17 protein-coding genes are annotated in these 17,691 nt (G+C 64.6%); 9 read left to right on the forward strand and 8 right to left on the reverse strand.

Going from position 1 to position 17,691, the window contains the following annotated elements; all coding sequences use genetic code 11:
• The first annotated feature begins 46 nt into the window (after positions 1-46).
• Positions 47-475 (forward strand): ferric iron uptake transcriptional regulator, encoded by a 429-nt coding sequence (gene fur / locus ACN9MZ_RS28400; protein WP_090439976.1) that lies wholly within the window; start codon positions 47-49, stop codon positions 473-475.
• A gap of 66 nt (positions 476-541) precedes the next feature.
• Here fur and hrcA read toward each other — a convergent pair whose 3' ends face one another.
• Positions 542-1,555, reverse strand: a complete 1,014-nt coding sequence (hrcA, locus tag ACN9MZ_RS28405; protein WP_426340125.1) for a heat-inducible transcriptional repressor HrcA — start codon at positions 1,553-1,555, stop codon at positions 542-544.
• A 4-nt stretch (positions 1,556-1,559) separates the two neighbouring features.
• Positions 1,560-2,255 carry an HAD family hydrolase gene (locus tag ACN9MZ_RS28410; RefSeq protein WP_426340126.1) on the reverse strand — a complete coding sequence of 232 codons (696 nt, stop codon included), beginning with the start codon at positions 2,253-2,255 and terminating at the stop codon, positions 1,560-1,562.
• Between the two features lie 136 nt (positions 2,256-2,391).
• Between ACN9MZ_RS28410 and ACN9MZ_RS28415 the strand changes: the two genes are divergently transcribed.
• The 3 genes from ACN9MZ_RS28415 to ACN9MZ_RS28425 all read left to right on the forward strand — a co-directional run bounded on the left by ACN9MZ_RS28415 (position 2,392) and on the right by ACN9MZ_RS28425 (position 4,936).
• A complete protein-coding gene (locus ACN9MZ_RS28415) occupies positions 2,392-3,003 on the forward strand; it encodes a hypothetical protein (RefSeq protein WP_426165773.1) in 612 nt (203 codons plus the stop codon).
• A gap of 12 nt (positions 3,004-3,015) precedes the next feature.
• On the forward strand, positions 3,016-3,597 hold the full coding sequence (locus ACN9MZ_RS28420) for a hypothetical protein (protein WP_426340127.1): 582 nt from the start codon (positions 3,016-3,018) through the stop codon (positions 3,595-3,597).
• 268 nt (positions 3,598-3,865) lie between these two features.
• Positions 3,866-4,936, forward strand: a complete 1,071-nt coding sequence (locus ACN9MZ_RS28425) for a glycosyltransferase family 4 protein (RefSeq protein ID WP_426340128.1) — start codon at positions 3,866-3,868, stop codon at positions 4,934-4,936.
• A gap of 13 nt (positions 4,937-4,949) precedes the next feature.
• Here ACN9MZ_RS28425 and rsmA read toward each other — a convergent pair whose 3' ends face one another.
• From rsmA to ACN9MZ_RS28445, 4 genes are read right to left on the reverse strand one after another with little or no spacing between them, the layout of a single operon-like run.
• Complete coding sequence (rsmA, locus tag ACN9MZ_RS28430; RefSeq protein ID WP_426340129.1) at positions 4,950-5,720, reverse strand: 16S rRNA (adenine(1518)-N(6)/adenine(1519)-N(6))-dimethyltransferase RsmA; 771 nt, start codon at positions 5,718-5,720, stop codon at positions 4,950-4,952.
• 15 nt (positions 5,721-5,735) lie between these two features.
• On the reverse strand, positions 5,736-6,818 hold the full coding sequence (pdxA, locus tag ACN9MZ_RS28435) for a 4-hydroxythreonine-4-phosphate dehydrogenase PdxA (RefSeq protein ID WP_426340130.1): 1,083 nt from the start codon (positions 6,816-6,818) through the stop codon (positions 5,736-5,738).
• Positions 6,819-6,834: 16 nt separating this feature from the next.
• Positions 6,835-8,229 (reverse strand): peptidylprolyl isomerase, encoded by a 1,395-nt coding sequence (locus ACN9MZ_RS28440; protein WP_426340131.1) that lies wholly within the window; start codon positions 8,227-8,229, stop codon positions 6,835-6,837.
• Between the two features lie 41 nt (positions 8,230-8,270).
• On the reverse strand, positions 8,271-10,505 hold the full coding sequence (locus ACN9MZ_RS28445) for an LPS-assembly protein LptD (protein ID WP_426340132.1): 2,235 nt from the start codon (positions 10,503-10,505) through the stop codon (positions 8,271-8,273).
• A gap of 98 nt (positions 10,506-10,603) precedes the next feature.
• Here ACN9MZ_RS28445 and ACN9MZ_RS28450 point away from each other — a divergent pair, with 98 nt between their 5' ends.
• The 5 genes from ACN9MZ_RS28450 to ACN9MZ_RS28470 are packed head-to-tail and all read left to right on the forward strand — an operon-like array spanning position 10,604 to position 15,679.
• Positions 10,604-11,656 carry an aminoglycoside phosphotransferase family protein gene (locus ACN9MZ_RS28450; RefSeq protein WP_426340133.1) on the forward strand — a complete coding sequence of 351 codons (1,053 nt, stop codon included), beginning with the start codon at positions 10,604-10,606 and terminating at the stop codon, positions 11,654-11,656.
• 10 nt (positions 11,657-11,666) lie between these two features.
• Positions 11,667-12,362, forward strand: a complete 696-nt coding sequence (gene murU, locus ACN9MZ_RS28455) for an N-acetylmuramate alpha-1-phosphate uridylyltransferase MurU (protein ID WP_426340134.1) — start codon at positions 11,667-11,669, stop codon at positions 12,360-12,362.
• On the forward strand, positions 12,359-13,675 hold the full coding sequence (gene pepP / locus ACN9MZ_RS28460) for a Xaa-Pro aminopeptidase (RefSeq protein WP_426340135.1): 1,317 nt from the start codon (positions 12,359-12,361) through the stop codon (positions 13,673-13,675). The genes murU and pepP overlap by 4 nt, the downstream gene beginning before the upstream one ends.
• On the forward strand, positions 13,672-14,808 hold the full coding sequence (locus tag ACN9MZ_RS28465; protein WP_426340136.1) for a UbiH/UbiF/VisC/COQ6 family ubiquinone biosynthesis hydroxylase: 1,137 nt from the start codon (positions 13,672-13,674) through the stop codon (positions 14,806-14,808). Before pepP ends, ACN9MZ_RS28465 begins: the two co-directional genes overlap by 4 nt.
• Before the next feature lie 10 nt (positions 14,809-14,818).
• Positions 14,819-15,679 (forward strand): TIGR02285 family protein, encoded by an 861-nt coding sequence (locus ACN9MZ_RS28470; protein ID WP_426340137.1) that lies wholly within the window; start codon positions 14,819-14,821, stop codon positions 15,677-15,679.
• A gap of 136 nt (positions 15,680-15,815) precedes the next feature.
• Here the strand turns inward: ACN9MZ_RS28470 and ACN9MZ_RS28475 are convergent, their stop codons facing one another.
• Positions 15,816-17,348, reverse strand: a complete 1,533-nt coding sequence (locus tag ACN9MZ_RS28475; RefSeq protein ID WP_426340138.1) for an NAD(P)(+) transhydrogenase (Re/Si-specific) subunit beta — start codon at positions 17,346-17,348, stop codon at positions 15,816-15,818.
• Positions 17,345-17,686: a proton-translocating transhydrogenase family protein gene (locus ACN9MZ_RS28480; RefSeq protein WP_426340139.1), complete on the reverse strand. Its 342-nt coding sequence runs from the start codon at positions 17,684-17,686 to the stop codon at positions 17,345-17,347. Before ACN9MZ_RS28480 ends, ACN9MZ_RS28475 begins: the two co-directional genes overlap by 4 nt.
• Between the last annotated feature and the right edge of the window lie 5 nt (positions 17,687-17,691).

Raw genomic sequence — 17,691 nt, forward strand, 5'->3', positions numbered from 1 at the left:
AAAACGCTATATCATAAAGCACTTCCCGCAACTGACGTTAGCAAACATGAGTAACAGCCCTACCGACCTGAAGGCCTCCGGCCTGAAGGCTACCCTGCCGCGCCTGAAGATCCTCGATATTTTCCAGAGCAGCCCCGTGCGCCACCTGACGGCGGAAGACGTGTACAAGCTGCTGCTGGCCGAAAACATGGACGTCGGCCTGGCCACGGTGTACCGCGTGCTGACCCAGTTCGAACAGGCCGGCTTGCTCAACCGCAACCATTTCGAGAGCGGCAAGGCGATTTTCGAGCTCAACGAAGGCTCGCACCACGACCACCTGGTCTGCCTCGATTGCGGCCGGGTTGAAGAATTCGTCGACGAAGAGATTGAAAAGCGCCAGCAAAGCATCGCCGCCGAGCGCGGCTTCAAGATCGCCGAACACGCACTGGCCATCTACGGCAGTTGCACCAAGGTCAACTGCCCGCACAAGCACTAAAAAACAAATGGGGACGTACCCCATTTTTCTTCGAAAAATAAATGGGGTACGTCCCCATTTATTTTTTTAGTGGTTGCTCAGCGCGTTCGATAGCAGCCGCGACGTGATATCGACAATCGGGATCACCCGCTCGTACGCCATGCGGGTCGGCCCGATCACCCCCAGCGTCCCCACGATCTTGCCGTTGGCCTCATAGGGCGCGGTGACCACGCTCATTTCATCCATCGGCACCAGCTGCGATTCGCCGCCGATGAAAATCTGCACGCCGGAGGCCTTGGACGACACGTCCAGCAGCTGCATCAATCCGGTCTTCTGCTCGAACAGGTCGAACATCGCGCGCAGCGAGCTCATGTTCGAGGACAGGTCGGTCACCGACAATAGGTTGCGCTCGCCGGCGATCACCATATCTTCCGATTCGGCCATGGCCTCGCTGCCCGCCTCCACCGCCGCCTTCATCAGGCGCCCCATATCGTCGCGCAACTGGCGCAGCTCGTGCTGCAGGCGCCCGCGCACGTCCTCGAACGACAGCCCGGAATAGTGCTGGTTGATGAAATTGGCCGACTGCTGCAACTGGGCCGGCGTGTAATCGACGTCGGTCAGCAGGATGCGGTTTTGCACGTCGCCGCCGGGTGAAACGATCACCAGCAGCACCCGCTTTTCGCTCAGGCGCAGGAACTCGATCTGCTGGAACACCGACTCACGGCGCGGCGCCAGCACCACGCCGGCAAACTGGGTCAGCGAGGACAGCATCTGGGCCGCGTTGGCAATCAGCTTTTGCGGCTGCGGCGAGGCCACCTGCAAGCCGGCCTGCACCGCGCGTTCGTCGATGTGCTGCACCGTCAGCAGGGTGTCGACAAAGATGCGGTAGCCGCGCGGGGTCGGCACCCGCCCCGCCGAGGTATGCGGGCTGGCCACATAGCCCTGCTCTTCCAGGTCGGCCATGATGTTGCGGATGGTGGCCGGCGACAGCTCCAGTCCGGAAATCTTGGACAGGGCGCGCGAGCCGACCGGCTGGCCGTCGGCGATGTAACGCTCGACCAGGGCTTTGAGCAGGGTTTGGGCACGGAGATCGAGATGCATAGGCCTATTCTGCCAACTGTTGTTCCAGCCACGCAAGCAGTTCATCGAGCGTGGCGCAAATCGCGTCCGGTTGCGGCGCGCCGTCCGGCAAACCGGCACCGCGGCGGTTCATCCACACTGCGCGCAAGCCGGCCGCCTGCGCCCCCGCCACGTCCAGCGCCAGGTCGTCACCGACGTACACGGCATCGTGCGGCGCCACGCCCAGCGCCTGGCAGGCCGCGCGGAAGATGTCCGGCGCCGGCTTGGCCGCGCCGAAACGGGCCGCCGCCAGCGATACCTCGAAATGGTGGGCCAGCCCGATCACTTCCAGGTCGGCATTGCCATTGGAAATCGTGCCCAGCTGCACATGCTGGCGCAGCCTGAGCAAGCCCGGCAGCACATCATCGTACGGCGTGACGGCATTGCGCGCGGCAAAGAAGTGCGCCATGGCGCCTTCGACACGGGCCCCATCCTCGCCGGCTGCGGCAAAGGCCGCGTGCAGGCTGGCGCGGCGCAGCTGGCCCAGGTCGATCAGCAGTTCCGGCTGGGCCGCCGCCAGTTCGGCGCGGTGCGCGCGCAAGGCATCGACCGACCATTGCGCCGCCACCTTGGGCGCATGGGCCGCCAGCCAGGCGTGCAGCGTCAGCTCCGCTTCAGCGATGACGGGCGCGATCGGCCACAGGGTGTCGTCCAGGTCGAACAGGATGGCTTTCGGCTTCATGGGCGCATTGTACCGCGCCGCGGTTGCAAGCTGTTACAAGGGAAAAGCTGGCCAAATCGGCTATGGAAGGTGCAAATGCACTAAAATAGGCGCCGATTTGACCGCGCGACGCGCGCAACCGACTGGAGAAAGTGGAATGAAGAGTAAGTATCTGTCTGCCGCCGCCGCGCTGCTGTGCGTCGCCGGACTGGCCGCCTGCGGCGGCAAGGGCAATGGCAGCATCGCCCTGGTGGTCCAGGTCCTCGGACTGGACCGCGGCGATCTGGTGCTGCAGAACAATGGCGGCGACGACCTGACCATCACCACCGCTGGCAACGGCAGTTATTCCTTCAAGACGCTGATGGCTCCGGACTCCCAGTTCAATGTGAGCATCAAGAGCGTGCCGGCCAACGTCAGCTGCAAGCTGGCCAACAACACCGGCAAGATCAACTACTACACCTACAACCAGACAGTCGTGACCTGCACCCCCGACCCGTACCCGCTGGGCGGCACGGTCAGCGGCCTGGCCGGCAGCGGCCTGGTGCTGGCCAACGGGGCCCAGACCGTGAACGTGGCCGCCAACGGCAGCTGGCAGTTCGCCACCCCGATCGGCAACGGCAGCGTGTATGGGGTCACCGTGCTGAACCAACCGACCAACCCCAGCCAGAAATGCACGGTTGCCGGTGGCACCAACGGCAACGGTACCGGCAAAATCGAGCCAAGTAAGGATATCAATTTCAACTTGATCGTGACTGTTACCTGCAACTAAGAAAGAGTCCAGATGAAAGCAAAACTCCTTGCCACGGCCCTGCTGGCCGTCGCCCTGGCAGCCTGCGGCGGTAAAGCCAGTTTCACGATTGGCGGCACCATTGCCGGCCTGAACAACAGTGGCCTGAAGCTGAAAACCGCCGCCGGCGACAGCGTCGAAGTGCCGGCCGGCGCCACCACCTTCAGCTTCCCCAACAGCATCAGTTACGGCACCGAATACAAGGTCGAGATCGTGCAGCAGCCAGCGCATATGACTTGCGGCTTCCTGGGCAGCACCAACATCGGTTCGGCTGGCCACACCACCTCGATCAACATCCAGATCAGCTGCGCCCAGAACGCCTACGCCGTCACCGGCACCGTGGAACATTTGACCACCGGCGACCTGGTACTGGTCAACGGCAGCTCGAGCGGCAGCATTACGGTGGCCAAGGGCGCCACCACCTTCGCCTTGCCCAACCTGCTCCCGGTCGGCACCGCCTATGGCATCAGCGTCCTGACCCAGCCGCCTAGCCTGAAATGCGAAGTCTTGAACGGTAGCGGCGTAATGGGCGACGAGCCCCGCAACAACGTGCAAGTGGTCTGCAACCCGGCGTGATATAAGCAAGTGGAATGACTGGAATTCCAAAAATAAATTGGAACAATATGCCGCGACGCAGCATAATTACACCTGTCTCCTCCACTTCTTAACAGAAATGGATTCAGCCCGCTCCCTGAGCGGGCTTTTTTTTTGCTCCGGCGCCGCCGCCCCTCCCCTTCGCCGGGTCAGCCTTGATGGGCGCGCTGCTGGTAAGCTATAGTCGGCTACTTTTCGACAGCGTCCCCACGTAGAAGGCAAGCACCGCTTGAAACAAGAAAAACCACACATGCTGTTCATCTGCCCCACCGTGGCCGGCTATATTGGCGGCACGGAAACAGTGGTCAGCCAGTTCTGCCAGCGGCTCAAGCACAAGGCGCAGATCACGCTGCTCAGCGGCGAGCCCGGCGCAGGCCGCAAACGCCTGGTCGACCTGGAAGGCGTCGAGCTGCTTACCCTGCCGTTCATCGCCCGCGACAGCAAGCTGAACCGCGTGCTCAGCAAGCTGCTCATGACCAGCCCGTTCAAGATTGAGAGCTACAGCTTTTTCCGCTCGCTCGGGCAAAGCGGCATGGACCTGTCGCGCTACGACTACATCGTGACTTTCTACGAAGCCGATGCCTACCTCTTGTCGAAGCGCTACCCGGCGCTGCGCCAGCGTTTCCGCCACTTCCTGCCGGGCGTATCGCTGCGCGGCTTCTTCAAGCACGTGCCGGCCAAGGACGTGTTTTACCTTGGATACCGCGCAGCGGAGAAGACCCGACGGAAATGGGGCCTGGAGATCCAATCGCTGCCGCTGGGCGTGGACGGCGCCTTCTTCCCGCCCAACCCACCGGCCTACCCGGCCGACAAGCGCCTGCTGTACATTGGCCGCCTGGATGGCAGCAAGAACGTGGACTGGCTGACGGACTTTTTCATGCAAAGCGGCCTGGCCCGGCAAGGCTACCACCTCGACATCGTCGGCGACGGCCCGCTGCTGGACAGCCTGCTGGCCAAGTATGGCAACGAGCCAAGCATGACTTTCCACGGCAGGAAGCGCCAAGAAGAAGTGATCGGCATCCTGCGCCTGGCCTTCCTGCTGCTGCACCCGACCGACCATGAAAGCTTTGGCCTGACCATCCTGGAAGCGATGGCAGCCGGGATTCCCGTCCTGACCCACGGACTCGACAGCATCAAGGCCTGGGCCGGCGAACACCCGCGCTACGCCGCTCACCTCGATGCAGCTGCCTGGACCCGGGAAATCCAGAAATTCGAGCAGCCGGCCTACTGGCTCAGCGTCAGCGCCGGCAGCCTCGAGTACGCCAAAGCGTTCACCTGGGAGCGCGTGGCAGACCAGGTGCTGGAACTGATCGCCACCTGACCCCGACTTTTAATCAGACAGGCAGGTTGGCCAGCGCGACGTAGGCTGCCACCGGCACCATTTCCGGGCGGTCTTGCGGGTTGATGCCGGCCGCTTCCAGCTGCTCCGGCGTGAACATGCCAGCCACGCAGTTGCGGATTACTTTCCGGCGCTGCGAGAAGGCTTTCTGCACCACCGCCTCCAGCCGCGCCGGGTCGCAGGCCAGCGGCTGCTCGATCGGGATCATGCGCACAATGGCCGAATCGACTTTCGGCGGCGGGTCGAAGGCGTCCGGCGGCACAATGAACAGCAGGGCCATGCGGTAGCGCCATTGCAGCATCACCGACAGCCGGCTGTAGGCCTTGGTGCCCGGCTCGGCCACCATGCGCTCCACCACTTCCTTTTGCAGCATGAAATGCTGGTCTTGCACGATGGGTGCGAATTCGGCCAGGTGGAACAGCAGCGGCGAGGAGATGTTGTACGGCAGGTTGCCCACCACGCGCAGCTTCTTCCCTTCCGGCACCGGGATGTAGCCGAAGTCGAACTTCAGCGCGTCGCCGGCGTGGATGGTCAGTTTTTCGCGTGGATAGCGCTTTTCCAGGCGCGCCACCAGGTCGCGGTCCAGTTCCACCACGTGCATGTGCGGCAGGGACTTGAGCAGCAGGTCGGTCATGGCGGCCAGGCCGGGGCCGATTTCCACCATGGTGTCGCCGGCGGCCGGCGCAATGGAATCGATGATGTCGCCGAGGACGCGGTCGTCCTGCAGGAAGTTCTGGCCGAAGCGTTTGCGGGCAATGTGTTTCATGGTTGTTCTTTCTGCTTATTGGCTGGCCTGCGCCATCTGCAGCGCCGCCTCCAGTGCGGCCTGCATGCTGGAGCAGTCGGCGAGGCCCAGGCCTTGCGCGGCCAGGTCGAGCGCAGTGCCGTGGTCGACCGAGGTGCGGATCAGCGGCAGGCCGAGCGTGATGTTGATGCCGTGGCCGAAAGTGGCGTACTTCAGCACCGGCAAGCCCTGGTCGTGGTACATGGCCAACACGCAGTCGGCGTCTTTCAGATATTTGGGCTGGAACAGGGTGTCGGCCGGGTACGGGCCGCGCGCATCGATGCCGCGCGCGCGCGCAGCTTCCAGCGCCGGGGTGATGGTATCGATTTCCTCGCGTCCCAGGTAGCCGTTTTCGCCCGCATGCGGGTTCAGGCCCGCCACCAGGATGCGCGGCGCGGCGATGCCGAACTTGCCGCGCAGGTCGGCCTGGATGATGTCCAGCGTTTGCGCCAGGCTCTCCTGCGTGAGCGCAGCGCTGACCTCCTTCAGCGGCAAGTGGGTGGTTGCCAGCGCCACGCGCAAGGGCGGCGCATCTTCCGCGCCGGCGACTGCACGCGGCTGGCCGGCCAGCATCATCACCACGCGCGCGGTCCCGGTCTGCTCGGCAAAGTATTCAGTGTGGCCGGAAAAGGGCACGCCGGCGTCGTTGATGGTGGATTTCTGCACCGGAGCGGTGGCCACGGCTTCGAACCAGCCGGCACGGATGCCTTCGATGGCGGCGTCCAGCGTAGCCAGCACGTAGCGGCCGTTTTCCTTGTCCAACACGCCCGGCTGCACATGGGCGCCGAGCGGGATGTCCAGCGCGCACAGGCGGTCCGCGCCGAAGTGCGGCAGGCCAGCATTGCGCGCCGCCATGGTGGTGACGGCGCTGATGCGGATCTCGGGATCGATGGCCGAGGCGGTCATGGCCAGGAAGGCGGCGTCGCCCACCAGCACCGCATTGACCTGGTGCCGCATGGCCCAGGCGGCGCGGATGGCGATTTCCGGCCCGATGCCGGCCGGCTCGCCGGTGGTGATGGCAATCACTGGACGAACCCCGGGGCGCACACCTGGGCGCCGTGCTTGCAGGTTGGCGCTCATGGTGTCCCCCGCCTGCTTATTTCAACGATTCGTCGCGGAACTCGACGTAGGCGCGGTCGCGCACCTGGCGCTGCCAGTCTTCCACCGCTTCCACCAGCTTGCGCTCGCGCAGGGCATTGCGGGCCGCGGCACGCTGCTTCTCTTTCGAGACGTCGTCGGTCTTGCGCTCCAGCACCTCGATCAGGTGGTAGCCGAAGGACGATTCGATCGGTTCGGACACCTGGCCCGGCTTCAGGCCGTTCATGGCCTGCTCGAATTCGGGCACGGTGTCGCCCGGGTACAGCCAACCGAGGTCGCCGCCCTTGCTGGCGGTGCTGTCGTTGGAGAACAGGCGCGCCAGTTCCTCGAACTTGGCCGCCTTGTTATCCAGGCGCTCCTTCAGTTCCAGCAGCTTGCGCTTGGCGTCGGCCGCGCTCATGGTCGGCGTGACTTTCAGCAGGATGTGGCGGGCATGGGTCTGCTGCACGGTTTCCTGGGCAGCCGCTTCGGCCATGCTGCGCTTGTCGACCAGCTTCAGGATGTGGAAGCCGGCCGCGCTCTTGATGATCGGGGTGTTCTGGCCCGGCTTCAGCTTGTTCAGCGCCTCGGCGAAGATCGGCGGCAGCGCGCTGCCAGGGCGCCAGCCCACGGCGCCGCCCTGCAGCGCGTCGGAGGCGTCGGAATAGGTGGCGGCCATCTTGGCGAAGTCGGCGCCGGTGCGCAGCTGGCGCAGCACTTCCTCGGCGCGCTTCTGGCGCTGGCCCAGCACTTCGGGCGAAGCATTTTCCGGGATGCGCACCATGATCTGCGAGATATTCAGCTCGAACTGATCGGACGCGGCCGCTTTCTCGGCAGCGATGAAGCTGTCCACTTCCGCTTCGCCGATGGTGATCTTGTTGTCGACCTCATACTCGCGCAGGCGCTGCATGATGATCTCTTCGCGGATCTCTTCGCGGAAGGAGGCGAAGGTGGTGCCCTCCTTCTCCATCTGGTTGCGCAGCTGCTGCACCGTCATCTTTTGCTGCTCGGCGATGCGGGCGATGGCGCGGTCGAGCATATTGTCGTCCACCCGCACCCCCATTTCCTTGGCCAGCTGCAGCTGGGCGCGCTCCACGATCATGCGCTCGAGCACCTGCTTGCGCAGTTCGGCCTGGTCAGGCACGGCCAGCTTCTGCTGCTGCATGCGCGCCACGATGGTGGCCGCGCGTTCGTTCAGTTCGCGCTGGGTGATCACTTCATCGTTGACGATGACGGCGATGGCGTCGATCGGCGCGTTGGCCGACTGGCCAGGCGGCGTGAAGCCCTTCAATGGCGCCGCCTTGGCAGCAGCGGCTGCCGGCACTGCCGGCTTGGCAGGCTTGGCGTCCTGCGCCAGGGCCGGGACGGCAAGGGAAGCACACAGCAGGGCAACAGCTAATTTGATCGGGTGCATATCTGAAACGCTCATGTATCAGTGTGGATGAAATCGAAAGCTTAACGGCCTTCGTTGACGCGGCGATAGCCAGGAATGCTGTTCTTCAGCACCTCCAGCGGGTTGCCGAAACCGAGCTTGGACAAGCCGTTCAACTCCAGCTGGAAGAAGAACTGGGTCGAGGTCTTCTTGGCCGTGGTGACGAAGCGCTGCGCGCCCATGCGGAATACCCAGCAATCGCAGTTGTATTCCAGGCCCACCACGCTTTCCAGCATCTTGTGCTCGCGCAGCGAGTACGACACGCGGCCCACGCCGAACCACTTGTCCGAGATCGGCCACTGGGTCGACAGGTCGGCATTCTTGAAGCTGTCGCGCACATAGCGGTAGCCGGCGTTGAGCACCTTGTAGGTGCCCGGCTGGTACTGCAGCGACATATTCGAGGTGGTGACCTTGCTGGTGCTCGGGTTGTACTGCACCAGGCTGTCGATGCCCCAGGAATTGGAGATGCGGCCGGTGGCCGCCAGCAGCATGTCGGAACGGGTGCTGTTGACCGGCGTGGAATTGTCGATCTGCACGCGCTGGTCGGCGAAGTAGAAGCGCTGGCCGAACGCCAGGCGCAGGCGCTCGGCACCGGACGACTCCAGGAAGCGCGACACGACTGCCGCCGTCACCTGGTTGGCGTCACCAACGCGGTCGGAACCGACGAAACGGTTCTCGCTGAAGATCTGCGAGAAGTTGAAGGTGGCCGGCGCGGTGTCGAAGTTCGGGTACTGGTCCTGCTTGCGGTACGGCGTGTAGACGTAGAACAGGCGCGGCTCCAGGGTCTGCGTCAGCTTCTTGCCGGCAAACTTTGTATCGCGCTCGAAGATCAGCCCCGAGTCGAGCGAGAAGGTCGGTACCGCGCGCTGCAGCGAGCGCGATGGGTCGCTGCCGAAGGCGTCAAGCTGGTAGGCGCTGGCGTTCAGCATCACTTTCGGCGTCACGAAATAGGAAGCGCCGATGATCGGATAGCTGAGCTGCGGCACCGCCACCAGGCGGTTGCCCTTGATCATGTCCGGGTGCCAGAAGCGGGTCAGCTCGGAATCGAGCTGCCAGTCGAAGCCGCCCACGTCGTAACGCGCCGCATGCAGGTTGATGGCCGGCAGGCGGTCGTAGGGGCGCGAGACGAACAGCGATGGGTCCGCGGGATAACCCGGATCCTGCAGCACATGGTATTTCTGCGCGCGCGCTGTCAGGCTCCAGTATTCGCCGCCGTAGTCGGTGCGCAGTTCCTTGAGTAGCTGGCGCTCGGACGAGGAGGCCACGGTCTTGGAAAAGTCGCTCGGGTAGTTGTTGTCCGAAGCGGCGCGCAGGTTCCAGCCATAGGTCCAGTCCTCGGTCAGGTGCTGGGTGTGCACCGTATGCAGCTGCCAGCGGTCGCGGTTGGCTTCCTTGTCGTTGGGCAGGTACTCGAGCAGGGTCCTGCCCTCGTAGTAGTTGCCACCGTCGGTCTCGCCCATGTAGCGGGCCACCGCGCCCAGTTGCAGGCCGCGGCGCGCGATATAGCGCGGGTACAGCGTCAGGTCGCGGTTGGGCGCGATATTGAAGTAATACGGCAGCACCAGCTCGGCCCCGCCGCGCGAGGAGTACGACGGGGTCGGCGGCAGCCAGCCGGAGCGGCGCGCGCCCGAGAGTGAGAACGACATGGCCGGCGTCCCCAGAATCGGCACGTCCTTGAAATAGATCAGGGTGGCGCCGGCGGTGCCGACGTCGCGCCCCTGGTCCAGGTTCAGCGAACGCGCCTTCACATACCAGTCCGGGTTCGGGCCCTGGCAGGTGCTGTAGGTGCCATCCACCACCTGGGCTTCGTCGTCGTTCAGGAAGTTGATGCGCTGCGCCTTGCCTTGGGCGTTATTGGCTTCCAGCTGGTAGGTCGGCTGCAGCGCATAGCCGCGCGCCGTTTCCAGGTTCAGTTTCAGTTCATCGGCCGTGTAATAGTCGCCGAAGCGCCACAGGCGCACATTGCCCTTGGCCTCAAGCTCCTGCTCCACCTGCTGGAAGCTGGCCGAGTCGGCGGTCACGCGCGTCTTGTCGTGCACGACTTCCACGTCGCGCAGCAGGCGCAAGTCGCGTTCGGGGCGGCCGGCCATGTCTTCGGCGCGTATGGTGGTCGGGGCATTCTTGTCTTCCACATGCGGCGGGCGTTTGGCCGCTGGATGCGACTGCGCATGGGCGGACATCGCCGCGGTGGCGGCGGCAATGGCGGTCAAGGCGAACGCCCAGCGCTTTGGGTTGGGGGGTGCCAGGAACCGGGTCATGGGGGGGACGCGTGAAACACCATAAAGGCGATTTTTTAATGTGAATCCCTTATTATATGGGAATCTTTACCACTCACTGGATTTCGCAGGCTGCTTTAATGTCTTTATTGTCTAATTCACCATCCCCAGCCCCCGATCCACGCCTTGCCGAGCTTACCGAATGGCTGCAAGGCACCGGCCTGGTGGACGCCGCTTCGGCGCGCCCTGCCTCCGAGGATGCCAGCTTCCGCCGCTATTTCCGCGTTGACGTGCTGCCGGCACACCGCGCCGCGCACGGCGCCACCCTGGTCGCCATGGACGCCCCGCCGCAGCGCGAAAACGTGCCGGCTTACGTGAAGGTCCAGGGCTTGCTGGAAGCTGCCGGCGTGTCGGTGCCGAAAATCGCTGCCGAAAACGTCGCGCAGGGCTTCCTGCTGCTGTCCGACCTGGGCACCACCACCTACCTGCAGGCGCTGAATCACGATTCGGCCGCCACCCTGTATGCCGAAGCGCTGTCGTCGCTGGTCAAGATCCAGCAGGCAAGCCAGCCCGGCGTGCTGCCGGAATTCGACCGCGCCTTCATGCTGCGCGAGTTGAATATCTTCCCCGAGTGGTATATCGGCAAGCACCTGGCCGCCACCCTGAGCGAGAAGCAGCAGCAGGAACTGGACAAGGTGTTCGAGGCGATTCTGGCCAACTGCCTGGCCCAGCCCCAGGTCTATATGCACCGCGACTACCATTCGCGCAACCTGATGTGGATGGACGAGGGCAACCCCGGCATCCTCGACTTCCAGGACGCGGTATGGGGCCCGGTCACCTACGATGCCGCCTCGCTGCTGCGCGACGCTTACGTCTCGTGGGACGAGGAACTGGTGCTGGACTGGCTGATCCGCTACTGGCAGCACGCGCGCAGCGCCGGCCTGCCGCTGAAGAAGGACTTCGACGAGTTCTACAAGGACTTCGAATACATGGCCTTGCAGCGCCACCTGAAGATCCTCGGCATCTTCTGCCGCCTGAACTACCGCGACGGCAAGCCGCACTACCTGGGCGACCTGCCGACCGTGATGGAATACGTGCGCAAGACCGCCAACCGCTACCGCGACCTGAAGCCGCTGATCAAGCTGCTCGACACGCTGGAAGGCACCGCGCCGCAAGTCGGCTACACCTTCTGAGGGACGACGCATGAAAGCCATGATCCTCGCCGCCGGCCGCGGCGAACGCATGCGGCCCCTGACCGACACCTGCCCCAAGCCGCTCTTGAAAGTACGCGGCCGCCCGCTGATCGTCTGGCACATCCTGAACCTGGTGCGCGCCGGGATCACGGAGATCGTCATCAACCATGCCCACCTCGGCCACATGATCGAGCAAGCGCTGGGCGATGGTTCGCAGTTCGGCGCCCAGATCCAGTATTCGCCGGAAGCGGAAGCGCTGGAAACGGCAGGCGGCATCGCCAATGCCCTGCACCTGCTGGGCGAAGACCCGTTCCTGGTGCTGTCGGGCGATATTTTCTGCCCGCACTTCGATTTTTCCGAAGCGCTGGATGTGCTGAAGGACAAGGACCACCGCGGCGATCCGTATCCGGCCCACGTGCGCGACATCGCCTGGATCTGGCTGACGCCCAACCCGTGGCACAACCCGGAAGGCGACTTCGCCCTGAACCTGTACACCGTTTCCGGCCAGGGCTCGCCGAAGTGGAACTTCGCCAATATCGGCGTGTACCGTCCCGAGATGTTCGCCGGTATCACGCCGGGCCAGAAGGCCGGCCTGGGCAAGCTGCTGTTCGAATACGCCGACCAGGGCCGCATCGGCGGCGAGATCTACCAGGATGAATGGGTCAACGTCGGCACCGTGCGCCAACTGGAAGAACTGAACGCATGAAACCATACTCCGACCGCCGCGCGCGCCTGCTGGCCCAGATGGAAGCGGGCAGCGTGGCAGTCATCGGCACCGCGCCCGAAGCGACGCGCAATGCCGACACCGAATACCCCTACCGCCACGACAGCTCCTTCTATTACCTGACCGGCTTCACCGAGCCGGAAGCTGTGCTGGTGCTCGTGGCGCCGCGCGGCAACGCCGCCGCGCAATCGATATTGTTCTGCCGCGAAAAGCACCTCGAATCCGAAATCTGGGACGGCTACCGCTACGGCCCCGAGGCCGCACGCGAGGCGTTCGGCTTCGACGCCGCCCACCCGGTCGGTGCGCTGGACGAGCACATGGTGCGACACCTGTCCAACGCCAGCGCCCTGTACGCCTCGCTGGCACGCGGCGGCGAAGAGCAGCAGCGGCGCTGGTTCGACGGCGTGCGCAGGCTGTCGCGCAGCGGCACCACCGCGCCGCCCGCGCTGCGCGACCTGCCTTCCCTGGTCGATGAAATGCGGCTGTTCAAGGACGACCACGAGCGTGCCATCATGCTGCGCGCCGGCGAGATCTCCGCAGGCGCCCACGCCCGAGCCATGCGCTTTGCCGGCGCCCGTGGCGCTGGCGCCTTCGAATACGAACTGGAAGCCGAACTGCTGCACGAGTTCCGCCGCCACGGCGCCCAGTTCCCCGCTTACACGCCGATCGTGGCCTCCGGCCCCAACGCCTGCGTCCTGCACTACAACGCCAACAACCGCCGCACCCAGGACGGCGACCTGGTGCTGATCGACGCCGGCTGCGAACTCGATGGCTACGCCTCCGACATTACCCGCACCTTCCCCGTCAACGGCCGCTTCAGCCCCGCCCAGCGCGAACTGTACGACCTGGTGCTGGCTGCGCAGCAAGCCGCCTTCGCCGCCATCAAGCCCGGACGAAAATACCACGACGCCCACGACGCCGCCGTGCAAGTGCTGGCGCAGGGCATGCTGGACTTCGGGCTGCTGCAAGGCACGCTGGACGAAGTGCTGGCCGAGAAAAAATACACGCAGTTCTACATGCACGGCACCGGCCACTGGATCGGCATGGACGTGCATGACGTGGGCCTGTACCGCGACGTAAGTCGCGAAGACAAGCCTTCGCGACTGCTGCAAGCCGGCATGGCGATGACGGTGGAACCTGGCATCTACGTGCGCCCGGCCGAAGGCGTGCCGGAAAAATACTGGAACATCGGCATCCGCATCGAAGACGACGTGATCGTCACCGATGGCGGCTTCCAGCTGTTGACGGGCGGCGCGCCCAAGACAGTGGCCGAGATTGAAGCTCTGATGAAATGACTGATTACGATATCGCCATTTGCGGCGCCGGCCCGGCCGGCATGGCGCTGGCAGCAATGCTGGTAAACCGCGGCGTCGATGCCGCCCGCATCGTGCTGGTGGACACCAAGCCGCTCGAACAGGCCATGCAGGACCCGCGCACCCTGGCCCTGTCCTACGGCAGCCGCCAGATCCTCGAACAGGTCGGCGCCTGGCCGATCCACGCCACCGCGATTCACGAGATTCACGTTTCGCGGCGCGGCCAGTTCGGCCGCAGCATGATCACGCGCGACGAACACAAGCTGCCCGCGCTGGGCTACGTCACGCGCTATGGCGCCATCGTCGAAGCACTGGGCAACGTCTGCCAGCGCCTCGGCATCGCCGCCTTGCGCCCGGTGCGCGTCACCGGCAGCGACGAAGCCGCCGACAGTGTCACCCTGCACCTTGAAAGCGAAGGCCAAAGCCCGCACGCGCTGCGCGCCGCCGTGGTAGTGCAAGCCGAGGGCGGGCTGTTCGGCGAACAGGCCGACAAGGCCGAAACGCGCGACTACCGGCAGACCGCCATCATCGCCCAGGTCAACACCAGCGCCCCGCTGGCGCACCGCGCCTACGAACGCTTCACCAGCGAAGGCCCGCTGGCCCTGCTGCCGCAGGACGACGGCTACTCGCTGGTCTGGTGCGCGCGCCCCGCCAGCGCGCAAGCCATTCTCGCGCTGGACGATGCCGCCTTCCTTGCCAAGCTGGGCGAGACCTTCGGCGAGCGCCTCGGCAAGTTCACGCACGCCACGCGCCGCCTGGCCTTCCCGCTCGGCCTGAACGCCGGCGTGACGGGCAGCGCGCGCAGCGTCGCCATCGGCAATGCCGCGCAAACGCTGCACCCGGTAGCCGGCCAGGGCCTCAATCTGGGCCTGCGCGACGCCACCGAACTGGCACGCGCCCTGGCACGCGGCGCCACGCCACAGGCATTGGAAGAATACGCCGCCCAGCGCAGCCGCGACCGCAAACTGACTGTGCGCCTGACCGACACGATGGCCCGCATCTTCGCCAACGAATCGCTGCTGCAGCCCCTGCTCGGCCTCGGCCTGGCCGCCATCGACCTCGCCGCCCCCGCGCGCGCCGTGCTGGCCGAATTGATGATGTACGGCCGCCGCTAAGGGAAACACCATGCGCCGCCCTGCCTTCGCGCTGCTCGCCGCCCTGCTGGTGCCAGGCGTGCAGGCACGCGACAGGATGTCCTGGCTGATGCCCGACGTGCCGCCTGCCTCGATGCCAGTGGACGGCAAGCCCACCACCGGCATCGCCGACCAGATCGCGCTATACATCAGCGCCCGCTGGCCCGAAGCCGAGCACCGCTTCATCTACGCCAATCCCAAACGCACCTGGCTGATGATCGAGCGCGGCGAGCAAGCCTGCGTGGTGGCCGCCTTGCGCAATGCCGAAAGGGACAAGCTGGCCTACTTCGTCAACACCAACCTGGTGCCGCCGCTGCAGCTGGTGGTGCAGGCCAGCACCCTGCCGCGCCTGCCGCTGAACGCCCATGGCGAAGCCGACCTGCAGAAATTATTGTCCGACCCCGTCTTGCGCGGCATCGTGGTGGAACGCCGCAGCTACGGCGCGGCAGTAGACGAATTGCTGGCCAGGCGCCCCGCCAATTCAAGGCTGGAGACCACCTCGGTCGGCGATTACGGCCGCAATGTGCTGAAGCTGGTGGTGCACGGCCGCGCCGACTACACCCTCGACTACGACTACGCGCTGCAATACGCCAGCAAAGCCGAGCCTGAGATCGGCGCCCTGAAAACGGTACCGATCGCGCAAAACAACAAACCCATGCTGGGCGGCATCGCCTGCCCGCGCAACGCCTGGGGCATGGCGGCAGCGAACCGCATCGACCAGATCGTCGGCACCGCCGAAGGCGCCGCCGCCATGATCAAAGCGCAGAACAGCTGGCACACCCCGGCCTCCCAGCAACGCTACGCCGCCCAGATCAGCGAATTCCAGCGCCAGCGCGCCAAACCCACCCATTAAAACAGTCGAGCCCGTGTCCCACCATGGGGTCACACCCGAAATGGGACACAGGCTCGACTGTTTTAAAAGTAGAGCTCGTGTCCCAAATGGGGTGTGACCCCATGGTGGGACACGGACTCGGCTGTGAGTGCAGGCCTTATTCGACGGCCTTCACCATGTCTTCCAGCACTTTCTTGGCGTCGCCGAAGACCATCATGGTCTTGTCCATGTAGAACAGCTCGTTGTCCAGGCCTGCATAGCCGGAGGCCATCGAGCGTTTGTTGACGATGATGGTTTTCGCCTTGTAGGCCTCGAGGATGGGCATGCCGGCAATCGGGGACTTCGGATCTTTCGCCGCCGGGTTCACCACGTCGTTCGCGCCCAGCACCAGCACCACGTCGGCCTGCGCGAACTCGCTGTTGATGTCTTCCATCTCGAATACCTGGTCATACGGCACTTCGGCTTCCGCCAGCAGCACGTTCATATGGCCCGGCATGCGGCCTGCGACCGGGTGGATCGCGTATTTCACCGTCACGCCGTGGTGGCCGAGTTTTTCGACCAGTTCCTTCAGCGCGTGCTGGGCGCGTGCCACCGCCAGGCCGTAGCCCGGAACGATGATCACGGTTTCGGCGTTCTGCATCAGGAACACGGCGTCATCCGAAGAACCCGACTTCACATTGCGCTGCGCTTGCGCGCCACCTGCCGCCGCAGCGGAGGTGTCGCCGCCAAAGCCGCCCAGGATCACGTTGAAGAACGAGCGATTCATGGCCTTGCACATGATGTAGGACAGGATCGCGCCCGAGGAACCCACCAGCGAACCGGCGATGATCAGCATCGAGTTGTTGAGCGAGAAGCCAATGCCTGCCGCCGCCCAGCCCGAGTAGGAGTTCAGCATCGACACCACCACCGGCATGTCGGCGCCGCCGATCGGGATGATGATCAGCACGCCCAGCACGAAGGCAATCGCCGTCATGACCAGGAATGGGGCCCATGCCGGCTCGCTGCCGCCGCTGAACACGAATACCAGGCCCAGGCCAATCATCACCAGCGCCAGCACCAGGTTCAGCATGTGCTGGCCGCTGAATACGACAGGTGCACCCTGGAACAGGCGGAACTTGTACTTGCCGGCCAGCTTGCCGAAAGCGATCACCGAGCCGCTGAAGGTAATCGCCCCGACAAAGGTGCCGATGAACAGCTCGATGCGGTTACCGACCGGCAGTGCCTGGCCGCGTGCTGCGATGCCGAAGGCATGCGGCTCGGCCACGGCAGCGATGGCGATGCAGACCGCCGCCATGCCGATCAGCGAGTGCATAGCGGCCACCAGCTCCGGCATCTTGGTCATCTCGACGCGCTTGGCGAGGAAGGCGCCGATGCCGCCGCCCACCAGCACACCCAGCGCTACCAGGCCGAGGCCCAGGCCACCGGAACCGGAACGCGCGTGTACATCCAGCCCCATGGAACGCGCCATGGCGGCAACCGCCTCGGCGCTTTCCGCCGCAGCCGACGCGTCGTGCTTGAGGCGCAGGATCAGCGCGATGGTGGTCACGGCGGCAATCGCCATGCCGGCCATGCCGAAGGCATTGCCCTTGCGCGCCGAGGCCGGCGACGACAACCCTTTCAGCGCCTGGATGAAGCAGACAGACGCGATCAGGTACATCATCGTGACAAGGTTCATGGTGATGAAACTCATGCCTTGGCCTCCTTCTCAGCCGGCGCAGCAGCAGCCGCCGCAGGCGCCTTCTTCTCCTTCTTCTTGAACATCTCCAGCATGCGCTGGGTGACCAGGAATCCGCCGAACACGTTGACCGCAGCCAGGGCCACGGCGAGCGTGCCCATGATTTGCCCAACCAGGCCTTCGGTCAGCGCGGCCGCCAGCATGGCGCCCACGATGATGATGGCCGATACTGCATTGGTTACCGCCATCAGCGGCGTATGCAGCGCCGGCGTGACGTTCCAGACCACGTGATAGCCCACGTACACGGCCAGCACGAAGATGATCAGGTTGATGATGGTGTGACTGACTTCCATTCGTC

It is taken from the genome of Pseudoduganella sp. S-14, from assembly GCF_049913285.1.
GTDB lineage: Bacteria > Pseudomonadota > Gammaproteobacteria > Burkholderiales > Burkholderiaceae_D > Rugamonas.